Annotated in this window: 17 protein-coding genes and 1 tRNA gene; 14 read left to right on the forward strand and 4 right to left on the reverse strand. The window is 59.4% G+C overall.

Features of this window, described 5'->3' with window-relative positions; all coding sequences use genetic code 11:
- The 4 genes from RYC17_RS19870 (at window position 1) to RYC17_RS19885 (ending at window position 2525) form a co-directional block, all read left to right on the forward strand.
- Window positions 1-76 (forward strand) — tRNA-Glu (locus tag RYC17_RS19870).
- Between the two features lie 418 nt (window positions 77-494).
- Window positions 495-956 carry an acyl-CoA thioesterase gene (locus RYC17_RS19875; protein WP_054076471.1) on the forward strand — a complete coding sequence of 154 codons (462 nt, stop codon included), beginning with the start codon at window positions 495-497 and terminating at the stop codon, window positions 954-956.
- A 29-nt stretch (window positions 957-985) separates the two neighbouring features.
- Entirely contained in the window at window positions 986-1951 is a 966-nt protein-coding gene (locus RYC17_RS19880) for a tRNA dihydrouridine synthase (RefSeq protein ID WP_058400449.1), read from the forward strand.
- Between the two features lie 130 nt (window positions 1952-2081).
- The gene (locus tag RYC17_RS19885) at window positions 2082-2525 is read left to right on the forward strand and encodes an Hsp20 family protein (RefSeq protein ID WP_058400450.1); all 444 of its coding nucleotides are present in this window, start codon (window positions 2082-2084) and stop codon (window positions 2523-2525) included.
- Window positions 2526-2570: 45 nt separating this feature from the next.
- Here RYC17_RS19885 and RYC17_RS19890 read toward each other — a convergent pair whose 3' ends face one another.
- Together RYC17_RS19890 and RYC17_RS19895 are read right to left on the reverse strand one after the other, a co-directional pair.
- On the reverse strand, window positions 2571-4763 hold the full coding sequence (locus RYC17_RS19890) for a putative bifunctional diguanylate cyclase/phosphodiesterase (protein ID WP_058400451.1): 2193 nt from the start codon (window positions 4761-4763) through the stop codon (window positions 2571-2573).
- 70 nt (window positions 4764-4833) lie between these two features.
- Window positions 4834-5703, reverse strand: a complete 870-nt coding sequence (locus RYC17_RS19895) for a LysR family transcriptional regulator (protein WP_002552953.1) — start codon at window positions 5701-5703, stop codon at window positions 4834-4836.
- A 145-nt stretch (window positions 5704-5848) separates the two neighbouring features.
- Here RYC17_RS19895 and leuC point away from each other — a divergent pair, with 145 nt between their 5' ends.
- From leuC to RYC17_RS19940, 9 genes are all read left to right on the forward strand, one after another.
- Window positions 5849-7273, forward strand: a complete 1425-nt coding sequence (gene leuC, locus RYC17_RS19900; RefSeq protein ID WP_002552954.1) for a 3-isopropylmalate dehydratase large subunit — start codon at window positions 5849-5851, stop codon at window positions 7271-7273.
- A 10-nt stretch (window positions 7274-7283) separates the two neighbouring features.
- Window positions 7284-7925 carry a 3-isopropylmalate dehydratase small subunit gene (gene leuD / locus RYC17_RS19905; protein ID WP_005732380.1) on the forward strand — a complete coding sequence of 214 codons (642 nt, stop codon included), beginning with the start codon at window positions 7284-7286 and terminating at the stop codon, window positions 7923-7925.
- A gap of 147 nt (window positions 7926-8072) precedes the next feature.
- Window positions 8073-9155: a 3-isopropylmalate dehydrogenase gene (leuB, locus tag RYC17_RS19910; protein WP_004658980.1), complete on the forward strand. Its 1083-nt coding sequence runs from the start codon at window positions 8073-8075 to the stop codon at window positions 9153-9155.
- A 70-nt stretch (window positions 9156-9225) separates the two neighbouring features.
- Window positions 9226-10338, forward strand: coding sequence for an aspartate-semialdehyde dehydrogenase (gene asd, locus RYC17_RS19915; protein WP_002552957.1), 1113 nt, complete (start codon window positions 9226-9228; stop codon window positions 10336-10338).
- Between the two features lie 180 nt (window positions 10339-10518).
- Window positions 10519-11523, forward strand: a complete 1005-nt coding sequence (locus RYC17_RS19920) for a 2-dehydro-3-deoxygalactonokinase (RefSeq protein ID WP_316887316.1) — start codon at window positions 10519-10521, stop codon at window positions 11521-11523.
- A 1-nt stretch (window position 11524) separates the two neighbouring features.
- The gene (locus RYC17_RS19925; RefSeq protein WP_058409243.1) at window positions 11525-12160 is read left to right on the forward strand and encodes a 2-dehydro-3-deoxy-6-phosphogalactonate aldolase; all 636 of its coding nucleotides are present in this window, start codon (window positions 11525-11527) and stop codon (window positions 12158-12160) included.
- A 23-nt stretch (window positions 12161-12183) separates the two neighbouring features.
- Entirely contained in the window at window positions 12184-13362 is a 1179-nt protein-coding gene (gene dgoD / locus RYC17_RS19930; RefSeq protein WP_255872618.1) for a galactonate dehydratase, read from the forward strand.
- Window positions 13363-13594: 232 nt separating this feature from the next.
- Complete coding sequence (locus RYC17_RS19935; RefSeq protein ID WP_002552961.1) at window positions 13595-14905, forward strand: MFS transporter; 1311 nt, start codon at window positions 13595-13597, stop codon at window positions 14903-14905.
- A 76-nt stretch (window positions 14906-14981) separates the two neighbouring features.
- Window positions 14982-15791: an IclR family transcriptional regulator gene (locus RYC17_RS19940; RefSeq protein ID WP_316887314.1), complete on the forward strand. Its 810-nt coding sequence runs from the start codon at window positions 14982-14984 to the stop codon at window positions 15789-15791.
- Window positions 15792-15802: 11 nt separating this feature from the next.
- Here the strand turns inward: RYC17_RS19940 and RYC17_RS19945 are convergent, their stop codons facing one another.
- On the reverse strand, window positions 15803-16855 hold the full coding sequence (locus tag RYC17_RS19945) for an NAD(P)-dependent alcohol dehydrogenase (RefSeq protein ID WP_031594913.1): 1053 nt from the start codon (window positions 16853-16855) through the stop codon (window positions 15803-15805).
- A gap of 179 nt (window positions 16856-17034) precedes the next feature.
- Here RYC17_RS19945 and RYC17_RS19950 point away from each other — a divergent pair, with 179 nt between their 5' ends.
- A complete protein-coding gene (locus RYC17_RS19950; RefSeq protein WP_058400453.1) occupies window positions 17035-17928 on the forward strand; it encodes an AraC family transcriptional regulator in 894 nt (297 codons plus the stop codon).
- 47 nt (window positions 17929-17975) lie between these two features.
- Here the strand turns inward: RYC17_RS19950 and RYC17_RS19955 are convergent, their stop codons facing one another.
- Complete coding sequence (locus tag RYC17_RS19955; RefSeq protein WP_316887311.1) at window positions 17976-19631, reverse strand: electron transfer flavoprotein-ubiquinone oxidoreductase; 1656 nt, start codon at window positions 19629-19631, stop codon at window positions 17976-17978.
- Window positions 19632-19815: the final 184 nt, after the last annotated feature.

The raw sequence follows: 19815 nt of genomic DNA on the forward strand, positions 1-19815 counted from the left end.
GTCCCCTTCGTCTAGTGGCCTAGGACACCGCCCTTTCACGGCGGTAACAGGGGTTCGAGTCCCCTAGGGGACGCCACGATTTCCCGCTCTGCGGGACCAAGGGTCATTCGATTATTGAATGGCCCTTTTGTTTTTTCAGGGTTTGAAAAATCCTTCCTTTCAGATTCTTGCTGTTTCCATACACAAATCCAACTGACCCTCGCGCCAATGCTTCGGTGGCCTGCATCAGATGACGCAAGGCGTCACGTCTGTACTGCATCATGCCTCGCCGAAGTTACTGCACATAAAAACGCTTTTTTCGCCACGATGGCACTCGCAGAACCCCAAGTGTGACGCGTAGCGCCACAAAGAGGACGCAGAGCGTCCAGAACTGCATGCCGACGCGGAGCATCGGCACGATAGTCAACATTACGGGCATTGCAGACCGTCGTGTGAACGAGGTTAATGAACCGCTACACTCTCCGCACACCAAATTCACTCAAGCAGGAGCACGCATGGTCTGGGATCGGGCAACGCCTTTCGTCATTGATCTGAACGTCGGCGCTGAAGACATCGACGGGCTGGGGCATGCCAATAATGCCGTGTACGTCTCCTGGCTGGAGCGCTGTGCCTGGCGGCATTCGCAGTATCTGGGCCTGGACCTGACCGAATACCGGCGTCTGGACCGGGCCATGGCGGTGGTCAGACACGAGATCGACTACCTGGCCAGTGCCTATGAGAACGATGAACTGCAACTGGCGACCTGGATCGTCGATTGGGATCGCCGCCTGAAAATGACCCGTTGCTTTCAGCTCAAGCGGCCCGCCGACAACCTGACGTTGCTGCGCGCGCAAACCACCTTTGTCTGTATCGAGCTGTCCAGCGGTCGGCCCAAGCGCATGCCTGCCGAGTTCATTGACGGCTACGGCGCAGCCATCCCTGACGGCACCGTTCCCAATCCGCACGCCGGGCAGTAAACTGCCGGACTTTTTTTCGAGTGTGACCCATGCAAATTGCTCTGGCGCCCATGGAGGGGTTGGTCGACGACATCCTGCGCGATGCCCTGACGAAAGTAGGTGGTATCGACTGGTGCGTGACCGAATTCATTCGGGTGTCCGAGCGTTTGATGCCTGCACACTACTTTTACAAATACGCTTCGGAATTCCACAAAGGCGCGAAGACCGACGCAGGCACGCCTTTGCGGCTCCAGCTGTTGGGCTCCGACCCAGTATGTCTGGCCGAGAACGCCGCGTTCGCCTGTGAGTTGGGTGCACCGGTACTGGACCTCAACTTCGGCTGCCCGGCCAAGACCGTCAACCGCTCGCGTGGCGGCGCAATTCTGCTCAAAGAGCCGGAACTGCTGCATTCCATCGTCAGCCAGGTACGCCGTGCCGTGCCCAAACATATTCCTGTAACAGCCAAGATGCGTCTGGGTTACGAAAACACCGATGGCGCGCTGGACTGTGCCCGGGCACTGGCTGACGGCGGGGCAGAGCAGATAGTCGTTCACGCACGCACCAAGGTCGACGGCTACAAGCCGCCCGCGCACTGGGAGTGGATTGCGCGCATTCAGGAAGTGGTCAAGGTCCCAGTGGTGGCCAACGGTGAAATCTGGACCGTTGACGATTGGCGTCGTTGCCGGGAAATATGCGGCGCACGCGACATCATGATTGGTCGCGGCTTGGTGGCGCGCCCTGATCTGGCCCGGCAGATTGCTGCGGCACAGAAGGGTGAAGAGGTCGTGCCGATGACCTGGGACGAGTTGCAGCCGATGCTGCGCGCTTTCTGGCAGGCCTGTCTGATCAAAATGACGCTCATTCAGGCGCCGGGTCGTCTCAAGCAATGGTTGGTGCTGCTGACCAAGAGCTACCCTGAGGCGACCCTGATGTTCAATGCGCTACGCCGCGAAACCGACTGTGATCGAATCGGTGTGATGTTGGGCTGCCTGCCCGGCGGCTTACCCCAAACCTAACCCCGACGAACGGTCAAAAAAAACCTGAAAAAAGTCTCTTGAAAAGTGAATGGGTAGCCCTATTTTGGTGATCAAGCGATGCCGGATACGGGTCGCGTAAACCACTCGCTGACAAACAGGAGAACTTATCATGGCGACTGCATTTTCACTGGCCCCACTCTTTCGTCATTCCGTGGGTTTCGACCGCTTCAACGACCTTTTCGAGTCGGCGGCACGAAATGAGACAGCCAGCGGTTACCCTCCCTACAACGTGGAGCGGCATACCGATGATCATTACCGGATCGTGATTGCTGCAGCAGGCATGCAAGAGCAGGACCTTGAACTACAAGTCGAGAAGGGCGTATTGACCGTGATCGGCAACAAGCGCGAGCAGGAAGCCGACAACGTGACCTATCTGCATCAGGGTATTGCCCGGCGTGAATTCAAGCTGTCGTTCAGGCTGGCCGACAATATCGAGGTCAAAGGTGCCGACTTGTCTCACGGGCTGTTGAGCATCGACCTGGTGCGCAACGTGCCGGAAGAGGCAAAACCAAAGCGCATTCCGCTCAATACCCAGAAAGTACTGGGCAGCTAATCAGTTGTTCTATAGAAGAGGCGCCTTCGGGCGCCTTTTCTGTCTTCACTCCAGAGACGCACTTTCCTGTAACTGCCGCTTGAGCTGCAGCAGGTTCTCGAACTGCGGCCCCGGCAGCGGTTCGCTGAACAGGTAGCCTTGATAGTTGTAACAGCCCACTCTTTCCAGGAACGCCAGCTGCTCCGGCGTTTCGACACCTTCAGCGATGACGTTAAGGTTGAGGCTCTGAGCCATGGCCACGATGGCGCGGATGATTTCTGCATCGTTGGGGTCGCTGGTGGCGTCCTGAACGAAGGACTGGTCTATCTTCAGCGTATCCACCGGCAAGCGCTTGAGGTAAGTCAGTGAGGAATAGCCGGTGCCGAAGTCGTCCATCGCAAAGCTCACGCCCAATTCCTTCAGGCTGCGCATTTTGAGGATGGTGTCATCAAGGTTCTGGATGACAATGCCCTCGGTGATTTCCAGCTTGAGCATGGAGGCAGGCAACTGGTGCAACTTGAGGCTGTGTTGCACACGCTCGATAAAATCGTTCTGGCGGAACTGACGCGGGCTGATATTGACGCCCATCAGGAATTTGTTTTTCGAGATCAGCCCCTGCTTTAAAAGCAGGCCGCCGGTTTTGCAGGCTTCGTCCAGAATGTGGCTGCCGACCTCCAGAATCATCCCGCTTTCTTCAAGTATCTGGACAAACTGATCAGGCGACAGCAACCCGTATTCGGGGTGGTCCCAGCGCAGCAGCGCCTCTGCGCCGGTAATGTACTGGTCCCGGCAATCGATCTGGGCCTGGAAGTGCAGCTGGAATTCGTTGCGGGTCAGCGCCAGTCGCAAGTCGTTTTCAAGACGCAGGCGCTGGCTGACGGCCTGCTGCATGGACACATGGAAAAACTGTGACGCATTGCGTCCGGAATCCTTGGCGCGATACAGCGCAATATCGGCCCGTTTGAGCAAATCGGCAGGGGCCAGGCCATCGTCCGGAATCAGAACGATGCCGATGCTCGGCGTGACCTGTAGGCGATGACCGTCGAGGAACATCGGCTCGGCCAGCAGCTCGCGAAGGTTGTCGGCCAGCACGCGGACCTGCTGAGTGACTTCATCGCGGGTGCCGTCCAGCCCGCAGATCAGCACCACGAACTCGTCACCGCCCAGGCGGGCCACGGTGTCCTCTTGGCGTACGCTGGCCTCCAGGCGCGCGGCAATGATACTCAGCACGCTGTCGCCCACCGGGTGGCCGAGTGAGTCATTGATGTGCTTGAAATGGTCCAGGTCAAGAAACAGCAGGGCACCGCGCAGGTTCTGGTGCTGGAGCAGCGAGACTTGCTGGCTGAGGCGGTCCATCAGCAGCGCGCGGTTGGGCAGCCCGGTGAGCGGGTCGTGATAAGCCAGATGCTGAACCTGTGCCTGGGCGGTTTTCAGCTGGCCGATGTCTCGGGCGTTCATCAGCAGGCAGGCGGTATTGTTCAGGGTGATGAACTCGACCGAGATGTCCAGCACCAGAGGCGCGCCGTGCTTGTCCTGGCCATTCATTTCGCGATGATGCACGCGGCCTTTCTGGCGTAGTTCGTCAATCATGTACTCGCGCTGCACGGTGTCGGACCAGATACCGATTTCGTGGGCTGTGCGACCCAGGACTTCCTTAGCGCTGAAGCCGGTCAGGCGACAGAAGCCGTCATTGACCTCTACATAGCGGCCGGACTCGATTTCAGTGATGGTGATCGAGTCCGGGCTTGAATGAAATGCCTTGGCAAACTTCTCCTCGCTGGCCTCCAGCGCCGACTGGACGCACTGTTGAGTGATGTCCAGCACGGTTCCGGACAGCTTCACGGCCTGGCCATGTTCATTGCGATAGATTCGTGCACGGCTTTCAAGCAGGCGCGATGTGCCGTTTTGCAACTGAAACCGGTAGGTCACCTGCAGGCAATCCTGCTGGTTTTCCAGTGCTGCAGCATAAACTGCGCGCATGCGCCGGCGCTCTTCAGCGGGCAGGCTGCCGAAGAACTGCCGGCCATCCTCGTCGAAGGGCAGCGCCGCCATGCCATGCAGCGCAGACGCACGCGCCGAGGCTTGCAGCCGGTTGCCGGTGATGTCCAGATCCCAGGTGCCCATCTGCGCCAGTTCCAGCGCCAGTTCCAGACGGTCCCGGGTTTGCTGGAGGGCGCGCTCCGCGCCTGTCGGCGGCAGACTGGGGGCGGCTGCCTGTGCAGGGGCTTTCAGCACGGAGTTATCCGGTGGATTGGACATGTGATCACGAGCCTTTAATCGAAAGAACCGATAGAGCGATCAGTCTGCGGTTTGCAGCATGGTCTACCCACTATGTCTGCGCATCGAGCAGTTTCATGAATGCTCTTGCTGCATTCGATAGCGTGCGTTCGGTATGCAGGATGTAGCCTAGCTGGCGATTGAGTTGCACGCCCGGTAATGGAATGCGCGCCACTTGTTCGTCAAGCATAGTGCGTGGCAGAACGCTCCAGGCAAGGCCGATGGAGACCATCATCTTGATGGTCTCCATATAATTGGTACTCATCGCGATGTTGGGCTTGAGGCCCTGGGCTTCGCACAAGCCGCTGACAATGTGATGGGTAAACGTGTTACCGCCCGGAAATACTGCCGGATAGCGCACGACATCCTCCAGTTTCATGGGGCCGCTGTTGGCCAGCGGATGCTCCGGTGCCGCGACGAAGTCCAGCGGGTCGTCCCACACGGGCACCGCGCGGATCAGCGTATGCGGTTCGGGTGCGAGTGTAATGACTGCCAGTTCGGCGCGCCCGTGAAGAATTTCCTCATAGGCAATTTCCGAGTCCAGGAACTGAATGTCCAGTGCGACCTTTGGATAGGTACGGGTAAATGCCCGTAATACCGGGGGCAGGCGATGCAGACCGATGTGATGACTGGTCGCCAGAGTCAGCCGTCCGGTGACTTCGCCGGTCAGGTTGGTCAGCGCGCGGCGAGTGTCATCCAGCACGTTGAGAATCTGATAGGCACGCGGCAGCAGGGCGCGCCCGGCCTCGGTGAGGCTGACTTCCCGGCCCAAGCGGTCGAACAGGCGCACATTCAATTGTTGCTCCAGACCGGCAATGCGCTTGCTGATGGCCGGTTGAGTCAGGTAGAGGCGTTCGCCTGCCCCGGAAAAGCTACCGGTCTCGGCGATGGCAATAAAAGCATTAAGGTTGGCGAGATCCATGGTCGGATTCCATTTGGTTATCCAAAGTATGAAAATTATGAATTTGAGTTATTTAAGCATATTCCATAGGATGACCGCACAAGCCAAGGGGTCATCGTCACGATTGCCCAAGGCATAGAAACAAGCTGATGAGGAAGTACGTCCGATGGCCGGGAAAACGCTCTACGACAAGCTCTGGGATTCGCATTTGGTCAAGCAGCGCGACGACGGTTCGGCGCTGATCTACATTGACCGCCATATCATCCACGAAGTGACCTCGCCGCAAGCGTTCGAAGGCCTGCGGCTGGCAAAGCGCAAGCCATGGCGGATCGACTCGATCATCGCCACGCCTGACCATAACGTTCCGACCACCTCGGAACGCAAGGGGGGTATCGACGCCATTGAAGATCAGGTGTCGCGGCTGCAGGTGCAGACCCTCGATGACAACTGCGACGAGTACGGCATTACCGAATTCAAGATGAACGACCCGCGTCAGGGCATCGTTCACGTGATCGGCCCGGAGCAGGGCGCAACCCTGCCAGGCATGAGCGTGGTCTGCGGTGACTCGCACACCTCGACCCACGGCGCGTTTGGTGCGCTGGCGCACGGTATCGGCACTTCCGAGGTCGAGCACGTGCTCGCGACTCAGTGCCTGGTTGCCAAGAAAATGAAGAACATGCTGGTCTCGGTCGAAGGGCAACTGCCGTTCGGCGTGACAGCAAAAGACATCGTGCTGGCCGTGATCGGCAAGATCGGTACGGCGGGCGGTAACGGTTACGCCATCGAGTTCGCTGGCAGCGCGATTCGCGACCTGTCTATCGAAGGCCGCATGACCATCTGCAACATGTCCATCGAAGCCGGTGCCCGGGTCGGCATGGTTGCCACCGACGAAAAGACCGTCGAGTACGTCAAGGGTCGTCCGTTTGCTCCTAAAGGTGCGGAATGGGACCTGGCAGTCGAGGCCTGGAAGGATCTGGTTTCCGACGCTGACGCTGTATTCGACACCGTGGTCAGGCTGGACGCCGCGCAGATCAAGCCACAGGTCAGCTGGGGCACTTCGCCGGAAATGGTGCTTGCCGTCGATCAAAACGTGCCGGACCCTGCGCAAGAGCCGGATCTGGTCAAGCGTGGCTCCATCGAGCGCGCCTTGAAGTACATGGGCCTGAAAGCCAATCAGCCGATCACCGATATCCAGCTGGACCGGGTGTTCATCGGTTCCTGCACCAACTCGCGGATCGAAGACCTGCGCGCGGCTGCCGACGTCGCCAAGGGCCGCAAGGTGGCCGCGACCATCAAGCAGGCCATCGTGGTGCCGGGTTCGGGCCTGATCAAGGAACAGGCCGAGAAGGAAGGGCTGGACAAGGTGTTCATCGAAGCCGGTTTTGAATGGCGTGAGCCGGGCTGCTCGATGTGCCTGGCGATGAACCCGGACCGCCTGGGTTCCGGCGAGCACTGTGCATCCACTTCCAACCGCAACTTCGAAGGCCGTCAGGGCGCTGGCGGCCGCACGCATCTGGTAAGCCCTGCGATGGCTGCCGCGGCGGCGGTCAATGGCCGTTTCATTGACGTTCGCGACTTGATCCAGCTCTGAGGAATCCAGCATGAAAGCCTTTACCCAGCACAATGGCCTGGTCGCTCCTCTGGATCGTGCCAATGTCGACACCGACCAGATCATCCCCAAGCAGTTCCTCAAGTCGATCAAGCGCACGGGTTTTGGCCCGAACCTGTTCGATGAGTGGCGTTATCTGGATGTGGGGCAGCCGTATCAGGACAACTCCAAGCGTCCGCTGAACCATGACTTCGTGCTCAACCATGAGCGTTACCAGGGTGCAAGCGTACTGCTGGCTCGGGAAAACTTCGGTTGTGGCTCCAGTCGCGAGCATGCGCCGTGGGCACTGGAAGAGTATGGTTTCTGCGCGATTATTGCGCCGAGCTACGCGGACATTTTCTTCAACAACAGCTTCAAGAACGGCCTGTTGCCGATCATTCTGTCTGAAGCCGAGGTCGACGAGCTGTTCAAGCAGGTCGAGGCCAGCCCCGGCTACCAGTTGAGCATTGATCTGCAGGCGCAGACCGTGACCCGTCCCGACGGCAAGGTGCTGAGCTTTGAAATCGATGCGTTCCGCAAACATTGCCTGCTCAATGGCCTGGACGACATCGGCCTGACGCTGATGGACGCTGACGCCATTGCCAGTTTCGAAAGCAGGCACCGCGCCAGTCAGCCGTGGCTGTTCCGCGACTGATTGATTCATCGCAACCTGTCTGTTTGCCAGCAAGGGGCCCTGCGCCTTGCTGGCAAAAGTGTTTAAGACAGGTGATAAATTTTTCGCCGCTGCGAGCGTTATAAACAGGCGTTGTTCACGACGCCGATGCACAAAATCGAGGATGTTATGAGCAAGCAGATTCTGATTCTCCCAGGTGATGGTATTGGTCCGGAAATCATGACCGAAGCGGTCAAGGTGCTGGAACTGGCCAACGAAAAGTATCAGCTGGGCTTTGAATTGACCCACGACGTGATCGGCGGCGCAGCCATCGACAAACACGGCGTGCCGCTGGCAGACGAGACCCTGGATCGCGCCCGTGCGGCCGATGCCGTACTGCTGGGCGCAGTCGGCGGCCCGAAATGGGACACCATCGAGCGCGACATCCGTCCTGAACGCGGTCTGCTGAAAATTCGTTCGCAACTGGGCCTGTTTGGCAATCTGCGTCCGGCGATCCTTTACCCGCAACTGGCGGATGCGTCGAGCCTCAAGCCGGAAATCGTTGCCGGTCTGGACATCCTGATCGTCCGCGAACTGACCGGTGGCATCTACTTCGGCGCGCCACGCGGCACTCGCGTGCTGGATAATGGCGAGCGTCAGGCCTATGACACGCTGCCGTACAGCGAAAGCGAGATCCGCCGCATTGCCAAGGTCGGTTTCGACATGGCCATGGTGCGTGGCAAAAAGCTCTGCTCGGTAGACAAGGCCAACGTGCTGGCGTCCAGCCAGCTGTGGCGCGAAATCGTCGAGCAGGTGGCCAAGGATTACCCTGAAGTCGAACTCAGCCACATGTATGTCGATAACGCCGCCATGCAGCTGGTTCGTGCGCCCAAGCAGTTCGATGTAATCGTGACCGACAACCTGTTCGGCGACATTCTGTCCGATCAGGCGTCGATGCTCACCGGTTCCATCGGCATGCTGCCGTCGGCTTCGCTGGACACCGCCAACAAGGGCATGTACGAGCCTTGTCATGGTTCGGCGCCGGACATCGCCGGCAAAGGCATTGCCAACCCGCTGGCGACCATTCTGTCGGTATCGATGATGCTGCGTTACAGCTTCAACCTGACCGATGCTGCTGACGCCATCGAGAAGGCGGTCAGCGTGGTACTGGATCAGGGCATTCGCACCGGCGACATCTGGTCGGAAGGCAAAGTCAAAGTCGGTACGCAGGAAATGGGCGATGCAGTAGTCGCCGCGCTGCGGAATCTGTAATCTCTCTGGCCCGCCGCCTGCTGTGCATGCGCAGAGCGGTGGTCCCACTTTTATTCAAGGTGTAGTTGCGATGAAACGTGTAGGTCTGATCGGTTGGCGCGGCATGGTCGGTTCCGTGCTCATGCAGCGGATGCGGGAAGAGCAGGACTTCGATCTCATTGAGCCGGTGTTTTTCACTACTTCCAATGTCGGTGGCCAGGCGCCTTCGGTGGGCAAGGATGTTGCGCCACTGAAAGACGCCTACAGCATCGACGAGCTGAAAACCCTGGACGTAGTGCTGACCTGTCAGGGTGGCGACTACACCAATGAGGTGTTCCCCAAGCTGCGCGAAGCCGGCTGGCAGGGTTACTGGATCGATGCCGCCTCCAGTCTGCGCATGCAGGATGACGCCGTTATCGTGCTCGACCCTGTGAACCGCAAGGTCATCGATCAGCAGCTGGATGCGGGCACCAAAAACTATATCGGCGGCAACTGCACGGTCAGCCTGATGCTGATGGGCCTGGGCGGTCTGTTCGACGCCGGGCTGGTCGAGTGGATGAACGTCATGACCTATCAGGCGGCCTCCGGAGCCGGCGCGCAGAACATGCGTGAGCTGATCAGGCAGATGGGCGCCGTGCATGCCTCGGTGGCCGATGATCTGGCCAACCCGGCCAGCGCCATTCTGGATATCGACCGCAAGGTGGCTGAAGCCATGCGCAGCGAGTCGTTCCCGACCGAGAATTTCGGCGTGCCACTGGCGGGCAGTCTGATCCCGTGGATCGACAAGGCGCTGCCGAACGGCCAGAGCCGCGAAGAGTGGAAAGGCCAGGCCGAGACCAACAAGATTCTCGGTCGCTTCAAGAGCCCGATCCCGGTCGACGGCATTTGCGTACGCATCGGTGCCATGCGTTGCCACAGCCAGGCGCTGACCATCAAGCTGAACAAGGATGTGCCGATTGCGGACATCGAAGGCTTGATCAGCCAGCACAACCCTTGGGTCAAGCTGGTGCCGAACAACCGTGAAGCCAGCATGCACGAGCTGAGCCCGACTGCCGTAACCGGCACCATGAGTATTCCGGTGGGCCGTTTGCGTAAACTGAACATGGGTTCGCAGTACCTGGGTGCCTTTACCGTGGGTGACCAGCTGTTGTGGGGCGCGGCAGAGCCGCTGCGCCGCATGCTGAGAATCCTGCTGGAGCGTTGAGGCTTCGGTTTTACAGCAAACCCGCTTTCCGAAAGGAAGGCGGGTTTTTTAGTGCCTGATACTTTTGATTGACTGTCTTTTTTCCCTATATATGGGATTGAAATTTACATATTGAGATAAGTGTAACAACGGGTTTATAGTCGTCCTGCACTCACTTCCAAAAAAACAACAGGTGACGCAATGCAGGCGCAATTGATCGCGCTCGATTGGGGGACAACCTCACTTCGTGCTTATCGACTTGGCGAACATGGCCAGGTACTGGAACAGCGCGCATTGAGCGCGGGCATCATGCAGTTGCCGACCACGCCGCGGCTGATCGCGGGGCAGTTCTGCAGTGACGGTTTCGAACTGGCCTTTGACCAGGCGTGCGGCGACTGGCTCGATGCCCAACCGGACCTGCCGGTGATTGCCTGTGGCATGGTCGGCAGCGCACAGGGCTGGCGCGAGGCGGCTTACCGGGAAACGCCGGCCAGCGTCAATGAGCTGAGCGCAGCGCTGCAGACGGTGCGCAGCGTGCGCGGCGTGACGGTGCACATCATCCCCGGCGTCCTGCAACGCTCGACCCTGCCCAACGTCATGCGTGGCGAAGAAACCCAGGTGCTGGGTGTGCTGGCCGGCCTCGACGCCGGGCAGAGCAGCCAGCAGCTGCTGATCGGTCTGCCCGGCAGCCACTCCAAATGGGTGCAGGTAGAACGGGGTCGCATTGTTCACTTCGACACCTTCATGACCGGCGAGGTCTACGCCGCGCTCTGCGCGCACACTATTCTGGGACGCACCATGCAGCCTTCGGAGGCGTTCGACGAGCAGGCGTTTGACCGCGGCTTGTCGATTGCCCTGTCCGACGCGGGCTCTGCCGGGCCGCTATCGACGATTTTCAGCACACGAACGCTCGGCCTTACCGGGCATTTGGCTGCCAGTGCGCAACCTGACTATCTTTCCGGCCTGTTGATTGGCCATGAACTGGGCGCCATCGCCAGGCTGCATCTGCACAACCACGAACAATTGCCTGCGGTGGTCCTCATCGGCAGCGATTCGCTGTGCACGCGCTATGCACGCGGGCTGGCCGTTTGTGGCTTTCCCGGCGTGACATTGGCCGAGCAGGCGACCGAGCGCGGCCTCTGGCAGGTCGCCGTTCAAGCCGGCCTGATCGCGCGCCGCTCGTCCCAACACATTCAAGAGGTGTGACATGCTCAAGCAAGCATTGAAGGAAAACGGTCTGGTCGCAATTCTGCGCGGCCTGCGTCCCGAAGAAGCGCCTGCGATTGGCGATGTGTTGTACGAGGCCGGGTTTCGGGTCATCGAAGTGCCGCTCAACTCTCCACAGCCGTTCGACAGCATCCGTTTGTTGCGCCAGCAACTGCCAGCCGATTGCCTGATCGGTGCGGGAACGGTGCTGACCCCGGAGCAGGTGACTCAGGTCAAGGATGCCGGAGGCCAGGTGATTGTCATGCCGCACAGCGATGCGAAGGTGCTGCGTGCAGCCAAGGCTGCCGGGCTGTTCCTCTCACCAGGCGTGGCGACGCCGACCGAAGCCTTTGCCGCGCTGGCCGAAGGGGCTGATGTGCTGAAGCTGTTTCCTGCCGAGCAGATGTCGCCCGCGGTGGTCAAGGCGTGGCTGGCGGTATTGCCCAAGGGCACGATTCTGCTGCCGGTCGGGGGGATCTCGCCGGACAACATGAAGGTGTTCCTCGATGCCGGCGTGAAAGGCTTTGGCCTGGGCTCCGGGCTGTTCAAGCCAGGCATGAGCACCTCTGACGTTACCGGGCGCGCCCAGGCCTATGTGGCTGCCTGGAAGCAGCACAGCGCAGCGCTTGCAGACTGACCGGCGCCGGTAGTCGTTATCCAATAAGAGAATCAACAAGAGAAACCGCACCCATGAAAATCACCAAACTCACCACGTTCATCGTTCCGCCGCGCTGGTGCTTCCTCAAGGTCGAGACCGACGAGGGCGTTGTCGGCTGGGGCGAGCCAGTGGTCGAAGGCCGCGCGCACACCGTGGCCGCTGCTGTGGAAGAACTCTCCGATTACCTGATCGGCAAGGACCCGCGCAACATCGAAGACATCTGGACGGTGCTGTACCGCGGCGGCTTCTACCGGGGTGGGGCGATCCACATGAGCGCCCTGGCAGGCATCGATCAGGCGTTGTGGGACATCAAGGGCAAGGCCCTGGGCGTTTCCGTCAGCGACCTGCTCGGTGGTCAGGTGCGTGACAAGATTCGCGTCTATTCGTGGATCGGCGGTGACCGCCCTGCAGACACGGCGCGGGCTGCGAAAGAAGCGGTCGGACGTGGTTTTACTGCGGTGAAAATGAACGGCACCGAAGAGCTGCAATTTCTCGATACCTTCGACAAGGTCGACCTGGCGCTGGCCAACGTGGCTGCCGTGCGCGATGCCGTCGGGCCGAATGTCGGCATCGGTGTGGACTTCCATGGCCGGGTTCACAAGCCCATGGCCAAGGTGCTGATGAAGGAGCTGGACGCCTACAAGCTGATGTTCATCGAAGAGCCGGTGCTCAGCGAGAACTATGAAGCACTGAAGGAGCTGGCACCGCTGACCAGCACGCCGATTGCCCTGGGTGAGCGGCTGTTCTCACGCTGGGACTTCAAGCGCGTGTTGAGCGAAGGTTATGTCGACATTATCCAGCCTGATGCGTCCCACGCCGGTGGCATCACTGAAACCCGCAAGATCGCCAATATGGCCGAAGCGTATGACGTCGCGCTGGCGCTGCATTGTCCGCTCGGGCCTATCGCGCTGGCGGCATGCCTGCAACTGGACGCGGTTTGTTACAACGCCTTCATTCAGGAACAGAGCCTGGGCATTCACTACAACGAAAGCAACGATCTGCTCGATTACGTGAAGCACCCGGAAGTCTTCGACTACGACAAGGGCATGGTCAAGATTCCCAACGGGCCGGGCCTGGGCATCGAGATCAACGAAGAATATGTCATCGAACGCGCGGCCATCGGCCACCGCTGGCGCAACCCGATCTGGCGCCATGCCGATGGCAGTTTTGCCGAGTGGTAGAGCACAGTAAATCCCCGTAACCATCGTTCCCGCATACGGCACTTGTAATCATCGTTCCCATGCTCTGCATGGGAATGCCGTTCTGGACGCTCTGCGTACGATTTTGAGAGCGCGGTGCGGCGCAGGTATGTGACGCAGAGCGTCACGAAATGCATTACCACGCGGAGCGTGGGAACGAGAGCTCGCCAATCGAAACACAGACCTCAATAAATCCAACAAGAGGCTACATTCCATGCGCACTCGAACTCTTGAGGGTGCGGCATCCCTGGTGACGCCGTCCCGCAAACGTTTCTTCATCATGGTGCTGCTGTTCATTACGGTGGTGATCAACTACCTGGACCGCAGCAACCTGTCGATTGCCGCTCCTGCGCTGACCGCCGAGCTGGGCCTTGATACGGTTCACATCGGGCTGATCTTCTCCGCGTTCGGCTGGACCTATGCCGCCATGCAATTGCCTGGTGGCTGGCTGGTGGACCGTGTGCCGCCGCGTATCCTTTACACCGCGGCGCTGCTGCTGTGGTCCATCGCGACCATCATGCTTGGTTTTGCGGCCAGCTTTATTGCGCTGTTCGTACTGCGCATGGCGGTCGGTGCGCTGGAAGCACCTGCCTATCCGATCAACAGCCGTGTCGTGACCACCTGGTTTCCCGAGCGCGAGCGGGCTACCGCCATTGGCGTCTATACCTCGGGGCAGTTCGTCGGCCTGGCGTTTCTAACCCCGGTGCTGGCCTGGTTACAGGCGCACTATGGCTGGCACATGGTGTTTGTCGCTACAGGTGGTGTCGGTGTGCTGTGGGCGTTGATCTGGTATACGGTCTATCGCGAGCCGCGTGACTTCAAAGGTGTCAATCAGCAGGAAATCGACCTGATCAAAGAGGGCGGCGGTCTGGTAGACATCCAGAAGGATGTCGAAAAACAGAAGCAGGGTTTCAGCTGGCTGGACCTGGGCATTGTGTTGAGCAAGCGCAAGCTGTGGGGGATCTATCTGGGGCAGTTCTGCCTGAACTCCACGCTATGGTTCTTCCTGACCTGGTTCCCGACCTATCTGGTGAAATACCGCGGCATGGATTTCATCAAGTCCGGGCTGCTGGCGTCGTTGCCGTTTCTTGCGGCGTTTGTCGGCGTGCTGTGTTCGGGGTTCTTTTCCGACTGGCTGATCCGTCGCGGGCATAGCGTGGGCTTTGCGCGCAAGTTGCCAATCATTGCCGGGCTGCTGATCTCGACCTCGATCATCGGTGCCAACTTCGTTGACTCCACCCCGTTGGTCATCACCTTTCTGGCGCTGGCATTCTTCGGCAACGGTCTGGCGTCGATCACCTGGTCGCTGGTATCGACCCTGGCCCCGGCGCGCTTGCTGGGCCTGACTGGCGGCACGTTCAACTTCATCGGCAACCTCGCCGCCATCGCCACGCCGATCGTGATCGGCTTTCTGGCAACGGGTGACTCGTTTGCGCCGGCCATCACTTACATTTCGGTGCTGGCATTGCTGGGCGCGCTGTCTTACATCCTGCTGGTAGGCAAAGTAGAGCGTATCGAGCTCTGATGTCGACGTATCTGGATGCTGGCGGCGATAATGCCGTCAGCTTTTCGATCCGCCCCTTTTATGAAAATGGCCTGTCATGCACAACGATTCGATCATCCCTGAAAAAATTACCGGCAAAGAACCGGCGCCGACAGGGACCCAGACTCTGCTGCGCGGGCTTGGCGTGGTGCAGGCGGTGGCCGGTGGTGCGCGGGACCTGAAGGAAATCGCCCGGCTGATCGGCACCACACGCAGCACCACTCACCGTTTGGCCAGTTGCCTGGTCGAAGAGCGCTACCTTCGGGTGGTGCCTCAAGTGGGTTATCTGCTCGGACCGAAACTGATTGAGCTTGGGTTTCAGGCGCGCGAAGAAGTGCCACTGGCAATGCTCGCCCGGCCATATCTGGATCGGCTGTCGGAGCTGACGGGCGATACGGTGCATCTGGCGGTGCGGGAAGGGGACGACGTGCTTTATCTGCACAAGAACCCTGGTCGCAATGGCCCGGAAATGCGCTCGCGGGTCGGGCATCGCATGCCGCTGGTGCGAACCGGTATCGGCAAGGCGTTGCTGCTGGACAGCGGGTTGCCGGAGTGGCAGCGCTTGTATAACGCCAGCATGCCGAGCAGTGGCAGGAATCCGCTATGGCCTGCTCATGAGCAGCAAACCTGGGAGCAGTTGCAGGCGCGAAGGGAAGAATATGTGCAGGGAGGGTATGCGTTCGATCTGGAGGACAACGAACCGTCGATCCGTTGCGTTGCAGCGCCGGTACGTGATGCCAGCAAACAGATCGTTGCCGGCATCAGTGTCGCCAGTACCGTGCCCTACATGCCGCTGGAGAAGATGGCCGAGCTGGTCCCGCTGATCAAGCAGATAGCAGCGGAACTCTCGGCCGATCTCGGCGGCTGATTCGCGGTGAATCAGGCCTGCAGCGTGGCCATGTCGATCACGAAGCGGTATTTCACGTCACCGGCCAGCATGCGCTCGTAGGCTTCGTTGATGTTGCGGATATCGAGCATTTCGATATCGCAGGTGATGTCGTTCTCTGCGCAGAAATCCAGCACTTCCTGAGTTTCAGCGATACCACCGATCAGCGAACCGGCCAGCACGCGACGGCTCATCACCAAGTGGGCTGCATGGACTGGCGGCTCGACCGGCTCGATCAGACCGACCAGAATGTGCACGCCGTCAAAACGCAGCGTTTCCAGGTAGGGGTTCAGGTCATGCTGGACCGGAATGGTGTCGAGCAGGAAGTCGAAATGACCGGCAGCGGCTTTCATCTGTTCAGCGTCGGTGGACACGATCACATGATCTGCACCCTGACGACGTGCTTCCTGAGCCTTGGCTGCGGAGCGGGTGAACAGGGTCACTTCAGCGCCCATTGCCTTGGCGAACTTGATGCCCATGTGGCCCAGACCACCCATGCCCAGAATACCGACCTTGTCGCCAGCCTTCACACCGTAGTGCTTGAGCGGCGAATAAGTGGTGATGCCTGCGCAAAGGATTGGCGCAGCAGCGGCCGGGTCGAGTTTCTCTGGAATGCGCACAACGAAATGCTCGGCGACCACGATGCTGTTGGAGTAGCCACCCATGGTGTTGCTGCCGTCCACGCGGTCAGGCGTGGCGTAGGTCATGGTCGGGCCTTCCAGGCAATACTGCTCGAGATCCGATTTACAGGCCGAGCATTCGCGGCACGAATCGACCATGCAGCCAACACCGACCAGATCGCCGACCTTGTATTTGCTGGCGTTGGCGCCAGTGGCGGTCACGCGACCGACAATTTCATGGCCAGGCATCAGCGGGTAAACAGCGATGCCCCATTCGTTGCGCGCCTGGTGAATGTCGGAGTGGCAGACGCCGCAGTAGAGGATTTCGATGGCAACGTCGTCGGCACGCGGAGCGCGACGTTCGAAGGTCATCGGGGCGAGGGGGGCGGTAGCTGACTGTGCGGCATAACCTATTGCTGTGTACATGTTTGACCTCGCAAGGTGTTACGGAATAGAGGCGACCAATTGTCCTGATACGTGCCCTTCGTGGCTATGGTGAATCCTACGTGTTTCATGCCTATTCCTCCGGCCTGACGTTTCAGGGTCGGCTATGAAGCGCAAATCTGCGATGATACAGCTGTCTGTTTCTCTGTCAGGCTGCTCCCATGACGTTACCTGTTGTTATTGATGGCAATGCCACGCTTGTCTCCTTGATCCAGCCGCTGGCAGTGCGTCCCGGCTTTGTGGCGACGCATTTGCCCGAGGTTCGCGTGCTTTCGGCGTTTGGCTATGTCGCCAGCAGCCCGCAGATTTACGAGCCGAGCCTGATGATCGTCGTGCAAGGCAGCAAGGTCGCCTGCCTGGGGCCACGTACGTTTGAGTATGGCACCGGGCATTACCTGATTCAGGCGCTTTCTGTACCGTTCAAATGCGAAACCTTTGCCACTCCAGACAAGCCGTTGTATGGCGTATCGGTAGCCATCGACCGCGTGCTGCTTGGCGAGTTGGTGCAAGCGATGGGCCCGGCCAGCGGCCAGGAAAGCCAGATGCAGACCCCGGAGTCGATGACCTCGGTACGCATCGACTCTGCGATGCGTGACAGCGTCGAACGCCTGCTGCGTTGTCTGCACGATCCGCTGGAGTGTCAGGCGATGGGGCAATCAAGGATTCGTGAGGTGCTGTACAGCGCGCTGCGTGGACCGCAATCAGGGGTTTTGCGTGCGCTGGTCGAACAGCAGGGGCAATTCGCACGGATTGCTTCGGCGGTAACCTATCTGCATGAGCACTATGATCACGCGCTGAACGTCGACACGCTGGCCAGTTGCGCAAACATGAGTACCTCGACCTTTCACGAGCACTTCAAACGCAGCACCTTGTTGTCACCGGTGCAGTACCTCAAACGTCTGCGCCTGCTCAAGGCCCAGCAACTGCTGGTGGCCGACGGGCTGAATGTGTCGCAGGTCGCGCTCAGGGTCGGCTATCAGAGTGCGTCGCAATTCAGCCGTGAATACAAACGTTACTTTGAGCGCAGTCCGGGAGAAGAGGGCTGCAGGGTTTAACGGCAAGCTACAAGCGGCAAGATCAGCGCCTGTAACTTGCCGCTGCCTTACATATTCGGGTAAGTCGGCCCGCCAGCGCCTTCCGGTGCAACCCATGTGATGTTCTGCGAAGGGTCCTTGATGTCGCAGGTCTTGCAGTGCACGCAGTTCTGCGCGTTGATCTGAAAGCGCTTCTCGCCATCTTCTTTAGTGATGACTTCATACACGCCAGCCGGGCAATAGCGCTGTGCCGGTTCGTCGTACAGCGGCAGGTTCTTGCTGATCGGGATGCTCGGGTCGGTCAGCTTCAGGTGGCAGGGTTGTTCCTCTTCATGGTTGGTGCTGGAGAGGAATACCGAACTGAGCTTGTCGAAGCTGAGCTTGCCGTCGGGTTTCGGGTAATCGATTTTCTTTGAGTCCGCTGCCAGCTTGAGGCAGGCGTAGTCCGGCGTGGTGTCGTGCAGCGTGAACGGCAGCTTGCCACCGAAAATGTTCTGATCGATGAAGTTGAAGGCACCACCCTTGATAGCGCCGTATTTGTGGATCGCCACGCCAAAGTTGCGGCTGGCGAACAGCTCTGCATGCAGCCAGCTGGTCTTGAAGGCATCGACGTAGGAGGTCAGCACATCGCCGCCTTCCTTGCCGGCGAACAGGGCATCTGCCACCGAATCGGCTGCGAGCATGCCGGACTTCATTGCCGTGTGGCTGCCCTTGATCTTGGCGAAGTTCAGGGTGCCCAGGTCGCAACCGATCAACGCGCCGCCAGGGAATACCATCTTCGGCAGCGAGTTCAGGCCGCCCTTGGCAATGGCGCGTGCGCCGTAGCTGATGCGTTTGCCGCCTTCAAGGTACTGTTTGATGACCGGGTGGTGCTTGTAGCGCTGGAATTCGTCGAACGGCGACAGGTACGGGTTGCTGTAGGACAGGTCGACGATCAGGCCGACCACTACCTGATTGTTCTCCAGGTGGTACAGGAACGAGCCGCCCGGATTGGCGTCGTCCAGTGGCCATCCTGCGGTGTGCACCACCAGGCCCTGTTCATGCTTCGCCGGGTCGACTTCCCAGATTTCCTTCAGGCCGATGGCGTAATGCTGCACATCGGCTTCGTCGTCGAGGTTGAAGCGCTTGAGCAATTGCTTGCCGATGTGACCGCGGCAGCCTTCGGCGAACAGCGTGTACTTGGCGCGCAGTTCCATGCCAGGGGTGTACAGGCCTTCCTTGGGGTTGCCTTCGCGGTCGACACCCAGATCGCCGGTGACGATACCGCGTACCACGCCGTTTTCATCGAACAGTGCTTCCTGAGCGGCAAAGCCCGGGTAGATTTCCACACCGAGGTTTTCAGCCTGCTGGGCGAGCCAGCGGCACAGGTTGCCCAGGGATATGATGTAGTTGCCATGGTTGTGCATGGTCTTGGGGACGAAAAAGTCCGGAATTTTCTGCGCCTTTTCGGCGTCGCGCAGGACGTAGATGTCATCGCGCTTGACCGGTGTATTGAGCGGAGCGCCCAATTCCTGCCAGTCTGGAAACAGCTCGTTCAGTGCGCGCGGTTCAAACACGGCACCGGACAGGATGTGTGCGCCGACTTCGGAGCCTTTTTCCACCACGCAGACGCTGATTTCCTGCCCGGCTTCAGCGGCCTTCTGTTTAAGGCGGCAAGCGGCAGAAAGCCCGGAAGGGCCGGCTCCGACGATGACGACGTCGAATTCCATGTATTCGCGTTCCACAGGCTATCTCCTACGTTCAAGGCTCACGGTATTTTTATGGGCGCTGCTTTATGGGTCGCTGCAGGCCGACGCAGGAGGTGTTGAGCACCACCCGTCTTTTAATGGCAAGCATTATATCTACACCACTGCATGGGTCCAATACAAACGTTTGTTTGAATTGCCCGCAGCCCAGATAAATCAAAGA

Source organism: Pseudomonas syringae group sp. J248-6 (assembly GCF_032586995.1).
Classification (GTDB): Bacteria; Pseudomonadota; Gammaproteobacteria; order Pseudomonadales; family Pseudomonadaceae; genus Aquipseudomonas; species Aquipseudomonas amygdali.